We start from the raw sequence: 12,595 nt of genomic DNA on the forward strand, positions 1-12,595 counted from the left end.
AGTCCGCGCTACAGTTCTACGTATCGCACTCGAACAAGGGTTCGGCCAGGTGAGAGGGGGTGTGTCCGATGACGGTGCTCGCGACCGCCCCTGCTCGGACACGCCGTAGCACTTTCTTCCCAAATCTAAGACGGCCGCTATATCCGGCAATAAAGTCCGAGAGCGTGGACCCTGTGCGAAACCCCTACGCTCCCGGCGCCGGCCAGCGTCCGCCGGAGCTCGCCGGGCGGGATCGAGAGCTGCAGCAGTTCGAGGTCGTGCTGGAGCGAGTGGCCCGCGGTCGCCCCGAGCGCAGCATGGTCGTCACCGGCCTGCGCGGCGTCGGCAAGACCGTCCTGCTCAACACGTTCAAATCCATGGCCATGCAGCGGCTGTGGGGCACGGGCAAGATCGAGGCCCGGCCCGACCAGTCGATCAGGCGGCCCGTGGCGGCGGCCCTGCACATGGCCATCCGCGAGCTGGCCCCGCGCCATCGGGCGCCCGAGCGCATCGAGGAGTTCCTCGGGGTGCTCAAGGCGTTCGCCATGCGCGACCCCTCCGCGGCCAAGGGCACCTCCCACTGGTCGCCCGGCATCGAGGTGCCCGCCAGCCGCGGGCGCGCCGACTCGGGCGATCTGGAGATCGACCTCACCGAACTGTTCGTCGACGCCGCGTCGGTGGCCACCGACCTGGCGGTCGGCATCGCGCTGTTCATCGACGAGATGCAGGACGTCCAGGCCGCCGACGTCTCGGCGCTCTGCGCCGCCTGCCACGAGTTGTCGCAGTCGGGCGGGCCGCTGATCGTGGTGGGCGCCGGGCTGCCCCACCTGCCGAGCGTGTTGTCGGCCAGCAAGAGCTATTCCGAGCGGCTGTTCCGCTACGCGCGCATCGACAAGCTCGACCGCGACGCCGCCGACCTGGCGCTGATCCTGCCGGCGCGTGAGGAGGACGTCGAGTTCACCCAGGACGCCCTCGACGCTCTCTACGAGGCCGCCGACGGCTACCCCTACTTCGTGCAGGCCTACGGCAAGGTCGCCTGGGACCTGGCGCCGCGCAGCCCGATCACCATCGATGACGTCAAGGTCTCCGCACCGGAGGCCGAGGAGGAGCTCGCGGTCGGGTTCTTCGGCAGCCGCTACGAGCGGGCCACCCCGGCCGAGCGCGACTACATGCACGCGATGGCGCAGATCGGCGACGAGCCGGTCGCCACCGCCGACGTGGCCGACGCCCTCGGGCGGAAGCCGTCCAGCCTCTCGCCCGCCCGTGACAGTCTCATCAAGAAAGGGCTCATCTACAGCGCCGAGCGCGGCCTGATCGCGTTCACGGTGCCGCATTTCGGGAAGTTCCTGCGCGCTCAGCCCATCTGAGCGACGCCCCTAGACCTCTATTGGGCTGTCTAGTGGGGAAGCTAGACAGCCCAATAGAGCAATATCGCCATGCCTGTCGAGCGGAATCTAACGCTGTATAGCGTCAGGCCGATACTGGCGTATATTCCGCCAGAGACTCGCTGTCCTCCGCGCTGACCACGGCCATCCGCACCGCCGGGCGCCGCCCGCTGAGGTAGACGGCGAAGACGACGTCGTCCTCGTCGTGGTTGCGGAAGGCGAAGAAACGCCAGCACAGTTCGCGCCAGGTGTCGTACGGCTCGGCCGAGGCCAGCTCGCCCCGGTGGGTCCGCCAGGTGCCGCTCGACCTGAGCCTGGACAGGGTGACCGACTCGGCGGGGCTGCGGCGCTGCTCGCAGGGGGCGCGGAAGCGCACACGATCGATGAGCTCCTCGATCTCGGGCGACAGCACTGCGAGCAGGACCGCCCCGGCGGCCGTCAGCCACGACAGGTGGCCCACGGCCTCCCATCCGGACACCGGCGCCCACACCGACACCCCGGCCATGCCGGTCAACGTCACCGTCCTGCCGACGGAACGCAGCCCGACCGGCGCCGAGCTCACCTCGCCGAAGCAGCCGCAGCCCGCGTCGGGACGCCGCCTGCGCAGCTCCAGCAGCACGTACGTGGACAGCGCGAAGAAGGCGGCCGTCCCCCACCTGAAGAACGGATGAGTGGTGAGCAGCAGGCCCGTGGCGAGCATCAACTCACCGGCGGCGCAGATCAGCAGCGCCGCGGCCCGCATGCGGTCCGGCACCAGCACCGCGGGCCCCAACTGGGACAGCGCGCCCGGTTCACCGCCCGAGCGCACCGTGACCACCTTGGCCGCCGTCCCCAGGACGAGCAGCATGATCAGGAGCGGGAGCTGTGATTCCAGCACGCGGGTCACCCCAATCCGATTTGAGCGTTGAAGCAGCCTTTCATCAGATCGCCGCCAAGCTCCACATAGGAGGACGGCGACAACTCCGCGATGCGTCCGCGCGGCGAGGTGTCGCACTCGACGCAGCGGTCGCAGAACCGTCCGGCCAGGCATCCGCACGCGACCACCGGCACGTTCGCGGAGCGCTGAGAGCACAGGTTGCGGACCTGGAGCAGCGAACCGACGGCCAGGTACGGCAGGCCGGCACAGGACGTCCCCGCTTCGGCGCAACCGATGTCGGAGCCCTCCAGCATCGGGTAGGCCGCGCCGCGTTCTTCCTCGTCGAACGTGTCCGACCAGGTGGCCGTGCCCGAAATGCGCGACTGCACGCCGGCGTAGGCGGGCGGCGGGGGCGGCACGGCGCGCGCCGGGTAGGCGGGCTGGGAGGTCGCCGGCAGCAGGGCCAGGCCGGCCCCGTCGCGCCTGATCCCGATCGCGTCGAACAGGTAACCGGGCTCGAACTTGGGATGGCGCACCTGCAGCCGTCCCGTCGCCCGGTAGGGGATGACGACCGAGCGATGTCCCCGGTGCGGCCCGCAGTCGAGCTCCACCGTCAGGTCCCTGCGTCCGGTGATCGACAGGATCGTGCCGGTGATGCGGGTGGCGTCGGCCCAGATCCGTTCGATCACGCGGCCGTCGCGCAGGGCGCGCATCATCACCATCGAACCCACGGGAATGTCGGCCGGTCCGACGTCCTGACCGTGCCAGGCGGTGGCCCAGGGCGCGATGACCAGCCGCTCCTCCGTGCCGCCGGGGGTCTCGATGATGATCAGGTGCGGGCTGACGTCCAGAACCTCGCCCGCCACGGCCCGCAGCGGTTCCCCGTTGCTCGGGTCGGGGCCTGGAACGCCGGACTCGCGGCCCAGCGCCGCGGCGGCGAGCACCCGGCGGCGCTCAACGCTCGGATCCCCCATCGGCCCTCCCTCGGGTCGGCTACTAGATTCACACGACTTGGGGGTAGTCCACACCGTACGGGGGCAGATCAGAGCAAAATACGCATCCCTGGGGAAGGGTGTGGACATCCGGCGGCGTAGAAACCGCCACCGACCTTGGCCTACCTTTATCGTCGGCGGGCCGAAACCTGAATTGTGGTTCCACCCCAATCGGGCATCAGGCTGCGATTCTGGCCACGATGTCTGGTTGGGAAGATGAGTTCCATGAGTACGTCCGGGCCCGCGGGCCCGCGCTGCTGCGTGCCGCTCATCAGCTCACCGGGCATCCGCTGGACGCCGAGGACCTGCTTCAGAACGCGTTGACGAAGACGTACCTGGCCTGGAACCGGATCGAGGACCGCAGGGCGCTGGACGGATACGTGCGGCGGGCCATGGTGAACATCAACATCTCGCAGTGGCGGCGGCGCAAACTGGAGGAGTACCCGTCGGCCGAACTGCCCGAGCCCCCGAATGACGGGCCGGCTCGCGACGGGGACGTGCACGAACTGCTCGAACAGGCCCTGGAGTCGCTGCCCGAGCGGATGCGGGCGGCGATCGTGCTGCGCTACTACGAGGACATGACCGAGCCGGAGATCGCCAGGACGCTCGGGGTGAGTGTGGGGACGGTCAAGAGCACGGTGTCGCGGGCGATGTCCAAGCTCAGGGACGCGCTGGGACTTCGTTCTCCACAACCCCCGCGGTAGCGCAGGGACGTACGACGGCTCTGATCTTGCGCAGGCTGCAGAGGAACGCCTGCAGCTCCTGGGGCTCCAGCAGGCCCGTGAACCAGCTCTCGACGTCCTGCAGATGCTGGGGGAGCACCCCCTCCAGCCGTTCGCGTCCCGTGTCCGTCAGCGCGGCGTAGGACGCCCTGCGGTCGCTCGCGCAGGCCTCCCTGCGCACCAGGCTCTCGCGTTCGAGCCGATCGACCACGCGGGTCACGCCGCTCGTCGACAGCCCGGTCTGCGCGGCCAGGTCGCTCATGCGCAGCCGCTGGTGGGGTGAACGGGCCAGGCGGATGACGGTCTCGAAGTCGATCTCGGACAACCCCGCCTCGGCGAGCACCGGCTGTAGCCTGCCCATCAGGCCGGCGTGCACCTCGGTCAGGAGGCCGATGGCTGTCAGGCGGGCGTCGTCAACGTTCATCACCCTCACCATCCTAGCCGATGATAGTTGACGTGTGGAATATTCCTCGTGTAGAAAATTGTTGCCGCAGACATCCGCACAGCAAGCGTCACCTTACCTTCAACGAGGAGAACCCCAATGACCACCCGCACCTGGGAGTCCCTGACCGTCCCCGCCGCCGGCACCTACAACCTGGACGCAGCCCACACCCGCATCGGGTTCGTGGTCAAGCACATGATGGTCAGCAAGGTCCGCGGCCACTTCGGCGCCTTCACGGGCTCGGTCACGATCGCCGAGAACCCGCTCGAGTCCACCGCCGAACTCAGCATCCAGACCGAAAGCATCGACACGGGCATGGTCGACCGCGACGGCCACCTGCGCAGCGACGACTTCCTGGCCGTCGAGAAGTACCCGCAGATCACCTTCAAGAGCACCCGCGTGGTCGGCCACTCCGGCGACGAGTTCACGGTCGTCGGCGACCTGACCATCCGCGACGTCACCAAGGAGGTCGAGCTCACGGTCGAGTACGGGGGCGTCGGCTCGAACCCGTGGGGCCAGGTCGTCTGGGGCTACTCGATCAGCGCGGAGTTCGACCGCGAGGACTTCGGTCTGACCTGGAACCAGGCCCTGGAGACCGGCGGGGTGCTCGTGGGCAAGAAGGTCAAGATCGAGATCGAGGGCGAGGCCAACCCGGCCTAGCATCTGGGGGCTTTTCGGGGCATTTTTGGGGGTCGGTCCGGCCCTCACAACCGCGCATCCCGACAGTTATCCACAGCCCCGAAGCCCGTCCATGCTCTGGGCGGGCTTCATCCACAGGCAGTTACCCACAGGCTGTTGATAACTCTTGGTGAAGGCTGGGCGGAGAATCGCTTTGCTGCCTCGCCAGAAGGCCGGTACGCTGTGCTGAGCCGCGATGGCTTCCAGGAGGATTCGCCTAGTCAGGTCTATGGCGCCGCACTGCTAATGCGGTTTGGTCTTACCGGCCATCCGGGGTTCAAATCCCCGATCCTCCGCAGGCGGAAGGCCCTCTCCCGATTTCGGGGAGGGGGCCTTTTTTGATCTCTGTGGACATCAGGGTTGCAGTTTGGGTTGCAGTTGCCCGTCAGGGCTGACCCCAGAGGGCCTGGTCCATGCGGTTGCTGGCGTCCTTCATTTGGAGCGTGGCCACGTGGGTGTAGCGCTCTGTTGTCGTCACACGTGTGTGGCCGAGGATCTCCTGTACGACGCGGATGTGGACGCCTTGCTCGATGAGGAGTGTCGCGGCGGTGTGGCGGGCGTCGTGAACGCGGGCGTCTCGTACGCCGGCCTGCTTGAGGATGGATTTCCACTGCTTCCAGTCCTCGGTGCGCTCGATGGGCCCGCCGAGTTGCGTTGTGAAGACCAGATCGTGATCGGTCCACTTATCCCCAGCCTTCAGCCGTTCGGCGGCTTGGAGCTTCTTGTGGGCTCGCAGTAGGGCCAGAAGTGCCGGCGGGCATTGGAGGGTGAGCTTGCTCTTGCCCTTGCGTTGCCGAAAGATCAGGCCGCCGCCGGTGCGCTTCGGGCACTTGTCCGCGTGGCTCGTACAGTCCTTGAGGCATGGGCGCTTGTAGCAGCGGTGGGAGCGCTTCTTGCAGTTCGGCTTGCAGTCGCGATCATGCTGATGCTCTTTGCAGTTCTTCTTGCACGCCTTGCGGTGCCACTTCTCTCCACAGGCGTGTGGATTGTTGCAGCCGTGCTGCCACTCCGACCGCTGGATCTGGAACCATGCCCGAATCTCCCCTGTGGTCAGATCGATGTACGACCAGCGGAGCCCGAGAGCTTCGCCTTGCCGGATGCCGAGCGCGAGAGCGACGGACCAGCGAGCGCCGTTCCTCCTGGTCTTGGCGATATCGAGGATGCGCCGCGCCTCCTCTCCTGTCAGGGGTTCGATCTCCGTTGTGGCGGCGGAAGGAGCGTCCACCAACGTGGCTACGTTTCGTGCGACGCGTCCCCGCCGCACGGCGATGGTGAGGGCACGCGACAGGATGCGGTGAACCTTGAGAACGCTGCTGGAGGAGAGGCCCTCTTCAAGCATCGTGGTGTAGGCGGTGTCCAGGTGCTCAGGGGCGAGCCGATCGAGGCGATGCTTGCCGAGGAGCGGCGCGATCCAGTTTCTCGACTTGGACCGGTAGTCGGTGAGCGTGCGAGGAGCCATCTTCTCCGACAGCACCAGGCGCGCACAGATCACGTCGAGGAACTCGGACATCCACTCCGCAACGGTCGGAGCACGGCCGGCCTTGCTCACCCGGCCCGAGTCTCGTTGATTCTCCAGTTCGCGGACCTTGCGCGTTACCTCGGTCTCGGTCTTGCCCTTACGATGGCGTCGGTCCGGGGAGCCATCCGGCTTGATCCCCACCGTCACCCAGCCGTGCCACAGTCCATCCTTGCCGAGGAAGATCGAGGAGCGTCCATTGGGCTTTCTGACGGACATCAGGCCACCTCCTCGGACGCTTGGGTCTCAAGAGCATGGGCGTAGTCGAGGAGAGCGGTGCCGGGGATGAGCCGGTAGCCGTTGTGCTTGATCGATCGAAGTTCGCCCGTCTTGATCAACCGGAACACGGCCGTTCGGCTCATGCCGAGAACGGTTGCGGCATCCTTCGGGCGGTAGAACAGCTTGTCCACGTCAGGCCGCCTCTCCAGTTGCCGAAAGATCTTGAGCGTCTGCCTGGGCTTGGAGTTGGGCCATGTGGGCTCGCCATCGTTGCCGTTCGTGGACCGATCGGAGGAGGCGAACGGCCAGTGGCGGCACGTTGGCGTCTCCGGCCGGGACGGGTTTCCAGACGTAGCGGTGTGGGTCGGTCGGCTGGTCGGTCTGACCGAGGGCTTCCAGGACCCAGGTACGGCGGTCCTGCTTGTGTTCGGCGAGGGTCTTGTTGGACCACTTGCGGGAGACCAGGACGCGGCGTCCGGCGTAGCCGAGGTGGTCGGGTTTGTGCGCCTTGCTACGGCACTGTCCGGGAGCCATGCCCGGCTTGGCGCCCTTGGGCTGGACGCCGTAGCGCAGCCAGTTCGGGCAGTTCGGGGAGCAGGGTTCGAAGCGCAGTGCCTCGGCCAGCCGTGCGGCGTGGTCGCGCTGGGCCTGGTCGTCGGGGTCGAGGCTGTCACCGAGTGATTTGGTGAGGTACTTGGACAGGTAGCGGATGCACTGGTCGGCGTCCGGGGTGCCCGCGAGCACGCCTTGCACATCCACTTGGACGCCGAAGCGGATCACATGCAGGGGTTCGGCCGTCTCGTCCGTGTCGAGCTGGTCGAGCGCCTGGTCCCAGGTGGGCAACACCTCACCCGTGCCGGGGTCGAGGTAGCCCGTGCCGTCCTCCCAGACGGGCAGGTGGTCACCGTCGAAGACGACCCGGTCGGTCGCCGGCCACCAGACCTGGTGGTAGGTGGCGGCGGCTATCTGCTTGATCTCCGCGCGTGGCAGGGTGCCCCGGATGGCCATGTGCAGGTGCGGCGCGAGCCGCTTCTGAGGCTCCACAGCGGCGAAGTACTGCACGTCGTAACCCGCCACGCGGCGCAGGTTCTGCACGAAGCGGTCGACGAGCTTGGAGAAGTGCAGCGCGTCACGAGCGGCGCGGGCGTAGTCGTAGGTGTCGGGATTGACGGGAACGCCGTTGTTGACCTTGCCGTAGGACGGGAGGGTGAGGGTGACGAACAGCGACGGCCGGTAGGTCTTCCCATCCGCAGACTCGAAGGTGCGCCCGAGCGTCGTTGCCGTCATCTTGCGCTTGGGCAGTTCGGGGGCGTCCTGCCGTCGCCTGGTCGAGCGGTTGCGCTTGGGGACCGTCCGGCCGAGGACGTTGCCGCGCATGCCCGCCGCGTTGATCTCCTCATCCAGCCCGGCGATCAGCTCGTCCAGGTCGGTAGTGTCCTGGTCGGCCTGGTCGCGTTGGGCCTGGACGTCGGCGCGGAACTCGACCAGCCAGCGTTGTTCGTCGTTCGGCTCGTCCGGCGTGATCGTGGGTTCCTCGTCGAGGTGCCAGCCTTCCCGGCATTGGGCCATGCGCAGGTGCCGGTTGCGCTTGGCGCACGGCAGGCACTTGACCTCCAGAGTGGCCCCGCACGGGACGTCGATGATCTCCCAGAGGCCGGTGTGGGTGTCGAGGCGCTTGAGCGGGACGGGCCGGATGCACACCCCGTACTGCTTGGCGACCTCTTCGGCCACATCGCGGGCCAGGGGCATGGCCAGCCGTTCGGCGCGGGGCAACGCGCGGTCGTAGGTCACATGTCCTCCCCATCGTGGTCGATAAGTGCGCCCTGGCCGCACTCGCGGCACTCGACCAGGCCCGCCGCCAGGTCCAGCCAGAGCGTGTTGTCGCTCAGGCAGGCCGAGCAGCGCAGCCCCTCCAGGAGGTAGGAGAGCTCACGCATGGTCGCCGCCCTCCGTCTCGGCCAGCTCGGCGCACAGCCGGTAGAGGCCTTGATAGGGGTGACGGCTTATGCGGGTGTGGAAGACCTCGAACGCCCGCACGCGAGGCAGGTCGCGGACGGTGAGCATGACGAGGATCGAACGTCCTGCCACCAGCTCGATCTCTTCGGCGGTGCCGTGGAAGCAGACCTTCATCAGGCGTCCTCTCCGGCGGCGAAGGCGTCGGCCATGGCGCGGATGTCGGTGTCGGAGACGTAGGCCGCGCGGACGCGGATCGGGTCGGGCGAGGTCTCCAGCCGGACGTAGCCGACGCCGGCGCCCAGTCCGGGAATGGGTGAGATGTGGTCGGCCAGCGCTCCCCGGTCCCGTGCGCCGTCGCCGAGGACCATGTCCACCTGCTCGGACTCGTCCAGCCGCAGTGCGATCTTGTCGGGGAACAGGTTGCGGATGTTCATGACTTCCTTGCGCGGGTCTTGGAGTGCTGCCAGGACACCGACGCCGACCGCGCGGCCTTGTGTGGTGAGGGTGGCCAGCGCGGCCGAGATCCGCCGTCTCAGGTCTCTGTCGGCTTGGTAGGCGGTCAGGAACGCGACCTCGTCGACTACGACCAGGACGAAGGGGTCATCCACGGTTGGGGTGTGGGAGCGTTGAACCCCGGCGAAGCGGGCCGCGCGTTTCTGCATGACGTTCACGGTTTGGTCGAGGAGATCGGCGCAGTCTTCAGGGGTGGCTGCGTATCGGTCACCGAAGAGGGCGCGTCCGTAGGACAGTTCCATCAGCTTGGGGTCCAGGGCCCAGATCTCGACCAGGCCCGCGCGGACGGCCGGGAGGAGTCCGCGGATGGTGGACCAGATGATCGAGCCTTTTCCTGCCCCGGTGGCGCCCGCGACCAGGACGTGTGTGCCGTGCACCTTGAGCAGCCATGGCCGCCCGTCTTCCTGCTTGCCGATCTCGACCGGCTCCACGGTCGGCGAGTCAGGCACAGGAATCGCCGGGATGCGTTCGGCCAGCGGGTCATGCCGGGGAAAGGTGAGCGTGAGGCGACCGCCCCGAGACAGCGCGACCCGGCACGACGCGGAGCCGAACCCTTGGGCGAGGTGGTCGAGGCGGTCGGCCCAGTCTTTGACCGATTGTCCTTTGAGCATGCGGACGGCGACGAGGTCGGCCCATGCGGTGCAGGTGACCTTGCCGAGCCGAGGTAGGTAGTCACGGCCCCACAGGTGCCTGCCGAGGCCGGAGACGATCATGACGGGTTGCCAGTGCCGCCGGTAGACCCAGACGAGCCGCCACCAGGCCAGCAGCCGCCAGCCGATCAGATGGACGAAGCTGGTCCGGTGGGTCAGGGCCCAGGCCGCCAGACCTGCCGGGATGGGTGCCGTGAGCAGCAGCGCCGTCTGCCAGCCGTACAGCAGCGTGAGGACGCCGGGGGTGAGCGTCGCGAGCATGGCGATGGGATGACGCCACAGGAGCCGGACGAGGGCGGCGAGGAGACGCCAGGCGAAGATGATCAGGGTGAGGATGGCCGGAGTGCGGATGACGGCCGGGCGGAAGACGACGGCCGTGTCGGGCGTGGTGGTGACGAGGTTGCGTGTCTCGTCGCCAGGCAGCCGCTTGAACATATGCTTGGAACCTCTCGTGAGTGAGATCAGGGAGAACCGAGGGGCCGCCGGAAGTTGCCGCTTCCAGCGGCCCCGCCTTGTCTGTCAGGCCGCCGGCTGGTCGTGTTCGGCGTGCAGGCGCTCGCAGTCGGCCAGGTACTGGGCGGCGGCGGTGAAGATCTCGCGGGCGATGGCCAGGTCGGCGTTGGTGACCGGCCCACCTCCCGTGGTGGAGACGGCGACCTTGGCGTCCCGGCTGATGATCGACAGGGACGGACGGCGCTCGTTGATCACGCTGGATCGGGCCTGAAGGCCGCTCGTGTAGAAGGAGACGTCCACGTGCGTGGGCTCGCCCGGCTCCATCGAGAGCGTGACGTAGGTGTAGGGGCCGAGGTTCACGCCGCCGCCTCCTTACTGGCGGGAGCCTGCTTGGCGCGCGGCGAGCGCATCCCGGTCGCGCGGATGGAGTAGGCCAGCCGCCCGGTCTGACCGACGTACGGCGTAACGGTCATCCCGACGAACTCCACGGGCGTGATCGGGAGGCCGGGCACGGCGGGCGGCGCGGTGGGTTCGGTCTCGGAAAGGATCTTGACCGCGACCGTCTTCTGGGACGCCTTGACGGTCGGGTCGCCGTCCATGACCGGGACCTGCCAGACCGGCTGTCCGGTCGTCTTGTCCTTGGCGTAGACGGTCCTGCCGTTGGTCGAGGCGTCGAAGTCCTTGACCTGCTCGGCCTGCCCGACGAGGAAGCAGCCGTGCGGGAAGACCTGGTCGAAGCTGATCGGAATGGGGCCTTGGATTGCCATGTGGTTCCTCTCGCTAGCGGGGAGAGCGGTCATTCGCTCGTCCACTTGTCCGCATGAGTTGAATGTAAGTCCGCCAACTCGTCCGCACAAGTGGTTATGGCGGAGAGATGGGGTAAGACTTAGCTGACCTTGAAGACATCCTCAAGCTCGTGCAGGTTGCCAGGCAACGCCAGGCTCATGGCCAGCAGCACGGCTCCCGCCGGGTCGTGCACGGTCGCCAGCACGCTGAGCACCGGGTTGGACGACCCCAGCAGCTCGGCTTCCTCCTTGGTCGGCTTTCGCGCGGAGACGCGCTCGGTGATGTGGTCGAACCGGAGATGCTTGACCGCCTGGAGATGCCGGCGGATGCCGTTGCGCAGCGGTTCTGGCTTGTCCAGGTCAGTGCCGACAGCAATCTCCAGCGGAATCCACACCGTCTCCACCGCTGACAGCACATCCCCCTGACGGGCCACCCGCTTACGCACGATCACGGGCGTGCGCTCGGCGACACCCAGGAGCCGGGACACGTGTCGAGGTGCCGGAACACGGGTCACCTCCACGAGGCTGCCAGCGCTCTCACCCTGCTCCGCCGTGCTCAGACTCGGCCGGACACGATCGGCCCCGCTCTCGGGACGCCCCTTCACGAACGAGCCGCGCCCATGCTCACGCTCGATCCACCCTTGCATGGCCAGAGTCTGAAGCGCCCGCACGACGGTGGTACGGCCCACGCCGAGTTCGCGCACGAGTTGTGTCTCGGACGGCAGCATGTCACCTGGGGCATACTCGCCCGACTCGATCCGCTCCTGAATCGCCCGCATGACCTGGGCGTATTTCGGCGGGGCGAAGTCCATGCTCATCTTGGCCGTCCGTTCACTCTTGCGCTCGTCCGCACAAGTACAGTACTGGCTAAGGTACGGCCTGTCAGGGCCCTTTCAGGCAAGTCTTCTATAGTCCGGCACGGGCCTTGTACCAGTGCCGAACGCACGCTGAACAGGAGGACGAGCAGGTCGGGGCGAACGGCACATGCCACGTACCGACCATCACCGGACGGACCGACACCCCACACCAGGCCGTCGTGCCATCCGTCCGCACCGCATGCTGCACCAGCACGGAGTTTCGCCGGACGGCCTCCACTCCGCATCCCCAGAAGGCATTTGCGCTCATGGCTCGATCTCGCGGACGAAATCGGCCAGTGGGACGATTGCCGGATGCGCGGCCCGCAGATCCGCGTAGTACATGGCCACGCGCTGAGCGGCCCGTACCGGGTCAATCGCGGGATGCCAGGCATAGATAACTCGCCGACGTGCGGCATTCCAGCCCGTGCGCCACCAGAAATTCCGGCCGTCGCACCACACCACCAGCCCGACCCAGACCGATACGAGCGCGAGCCCGTATCCGTCGTGAACGTCGGCGACAACTCCTTTACCCGCCAGCGCTTGCCGGAGAAGTTCGGCCGAATGAGCCGGGTCGATCGTGATCATTCTCGTC

The 12,595-nt window shown here is 67.4% G+C and carries 16 protein-coding genes and 1 tRNA gene; 4 read left to right on the plus strand and 13 right to left on the minus strand.

Annotation, left to right across the window (positions count from 1 at the left end; all coding sequences use genetic code 11):
• Positions 1 to 164: 164 nt before the first annotated feature.
• Positions 165 to 1,346 (plus strand): AAA family ATPase, encoded by a 1,182-nt coding sequence (locus tag ACFOY2_RS42285; RefSeq protein ID WP_379533769.1) that lies wholly within the window; start codon positions 165 to 167, stop codon positions 1,344 to 1,346.
• A 103-nt stretch (positions 1,347 to 1,449) separates the two neighbouring features.
• Here ACFOY2_RS42285 and ACFOY2_RS42290 read toward each other — a convergent pair whose 3' ends face one another.
• Positions 1,450 to 2,241, minus strand: coding sequence for a MauE/DoxX family redox-associated membrane protein (locus tag ACFOY2_RS42290; protein WP_379533770.1), 792 nt, complete (start codon positions 2,239 to 2,241; stop codon positions 1,450 to 1,452).
• Positions 2,242 to 2,246: 5 nt separating this feature from the next.
• A complete protein-coding gene (locus ACFOY2_RS42295; RefSeq protein WP_379533771.1) occupies positions 2,247 to 3,194 on the minus strand; it encodes a hypothetical protein in 948 nt (315 codons plus the stop codon).
• 218 nt (positions 3,195 to 3,412) lie between these two features.
• Between ACFOY2_RS42295 and ACFOY2_RS42300 the strand changes: the two genes are divergently transcribed.
• Complete coding sequence (locus ACFOY2_RS42300) at positions 3,413 to 3,916, plus strand: SigE family RNA polymerase sigma factor (RefSeq protein WP_379533772.1); 504 nt, start codon at positions 3,413 to 3,415, stop codon at positions 3,914 to 3,916.
• On the opposite strand, the gene ACFOY2_RS42305 is transcribed toward ACFOY2_RS42300, so the two are convergent.
• Positions 3,873 to 4,358, minus strand: a complete 486-nt coding sequence (locus ACFOY2_RS42305) for a MarR family winged helix-turn-helix transcriptional regulator (protein ID WP_379533773.1) — start codon at positions 4,356 to 4,358, stop codon at positions 3,873 to 3,875. The genes ACFOY2_RS42300 and ACFOY2_RS42305 overlap by 44 nt on opposite strands.
• 117 nt (positions 4,359 to 4,475) lie before the next feature.
• On the opposite strand from ACFOY2_RS42305, the gene ACFOY2_RS42310 reads away from it, so the two are divergent.
• Together ACFOY2_RS42310 and ACFOY2_RS42315 are read left to right on the plus strand one after the other, a co-directional pair.
• On the plus strand, positions 4,476 to 5,036 hold the full coding sequence (locus ACFOY2_RS42310; protein WP_379533774.1) for a YceI family protein: 561 nt from the start codon (positions 4,476 to 4,478) through the stop codon (positions 5,034 to 5,036).
• Positions 5,037 to 5,260: 224 nt separating this feature from the next.
• Positions 5,261 to 5,350 (plus strand) — tRNA-Ser (locus ACFOY2_RS42315).
• A gap of 89 nt (positions 5,351 to 5,439) precedes the next feature.
• On the opposite strand, the gene ACFOY2_RS42320 is transcribed toward ACFOY2_RS42315, so the two are convergent.
• From ACFOY2_RS42320 to ACFOY2_RS42365, 10 genes are all read right to left on the minus strand, one after another.
• A complete protein-coding gene (locus ACFOY2_RS42320) occupies positions 5,440 to 6,789 on the minus strand; it encodes a tyrosine-type recombinase/integrase (protein WP_379533775.1) in 1,350 nt (449 codons plus the stop codon).
• Positions 6,789 to 6,980, minus strand: coding sequence for a helix-turn-helix domain-containing protein (locus tag ACFOY2_RS42325; RefSeq protein ID WP_379533776.1), 192 nt, complete (start codon positions 6,978 to 6,980; stop codon positions 6,789 to 6,791). The genes ACFOY2_RS42320 and ACFOY2_RS42325 overlap by 1 nt, the downstream gene beginning before the upstream one ends.
• Position 6,981: 1 nt before the next feature.
• Positions 6,982 to 8,538 carry a replication initiator gene (locus ACFOY2_RS42330; protein WP_379533892.1) on the minus strand — a complete coding sequence of 519 codons (1,557 nt, stop codon included), beginning with the start codon at positions 8,536 to 8,538 and terminating at the stop codon, positions 6,982 to 6,984.
• 38 nt (positions 8,539 to 8,576) lie between these two features.
• On the minus strand, positions 8,577 to 8,726 hold the full coding sequence (locus ACFOY2_RS42335; protein ID WP_379533777.1) for a hypothetical protein: 150 nt from the start codon (positions 8,724 to 8,726) through the stop codon (positions 8,577 to 8,579).
• Entirely contained in the window at positions 8,719 to 8,919 is a 201-nt protein-coding gene (locus ACFOY2_RS42340; RefSeq protein ID WP_379533778.1) for a hypothetical protein, read from the minus strand. Before ACFOY2_RS42340 ends, ACFOY2_RS42335 begins: the two co-directional genes overlap by 8 nt.
• Positions 8,919 to 10,343, minus strand: coding sequence for an FtsK/SpoIIIE domain-containing protein (locus ACFOY2_RS42345; RefSeq protein WP_379533779.1), 1,425 nt, complete (start codon positions 10,341 to 10,343; stop codon positions 8,919 to 8,921). Before ACFOY2_RS42345 ends, ACFOY2_RS42340 begins: the two co-directional genes overlap by 1 nt.
• A gap of 84 nt (positions 10,344 to 10,427) precedes the next feature.
• Positions 10,428 to 10,721: a hypothetical protein gene (locus ACFOY2_RS42350; RefSeq protein ID WP_379533780.1), complete on the minus strand. Its 294-nt coding sequence runs from the start codon at positions 10,719 to 10,721 to the stop codon at positions 10,428 to 10,430.
• Complete coding sequence (locus ACFOY2_RS42355; RefSeq protein ID WP_379533781.1) at positions 10,718 to 11,128, minus strand: plasmid replication, integration and excision activator; 411 nt, start codon at positions 11,126 to 11,128, stop codon at positions 10,718 to 10,720. Before ACFOY2_RS42355 ends, ACFOY2_RS42350 begins: the two co-directional genes overlap by 4 nt.
• 119 nt (positions 11,129 to 11,247) lie before the next feature.
• Positions 11,248 to 11,958, minus strand: coding sequence for a GntR family transcriptional regulator (locus ACFOY2_RS42360; protein ID WP_379533782.1), 711 nt, complete (start codon positions 11,956 to 11,958; stop codon positions 11,248 to 11,250).
• Between the two features lie 309 nt (positions 11,959 to 12,267).
• Complete coding sequence (locus ACFOY2_RS42365; protein WP_379533783.1) at positions 12,268 to 12,588, minus strand: hypothetical protein; 321 nt, start codon at positions 12,586 to 12,588, stop codon at positions 12,268 to 12,270.
• Between the last annotated feature and the right edge of the window lie 7 nt (positions 12,589 to 12,595).

The organism is Nonomuraea purpurea (assembly GCF_042650645.1).
In the GTDB taxonomy this organism is placed as follows: Bacteria; Actinomycetota; Actinomycetes; order Streptosporangiales; family Streptosporangiaceae; genus Nonomuraea; species Nonomuraea purpurea.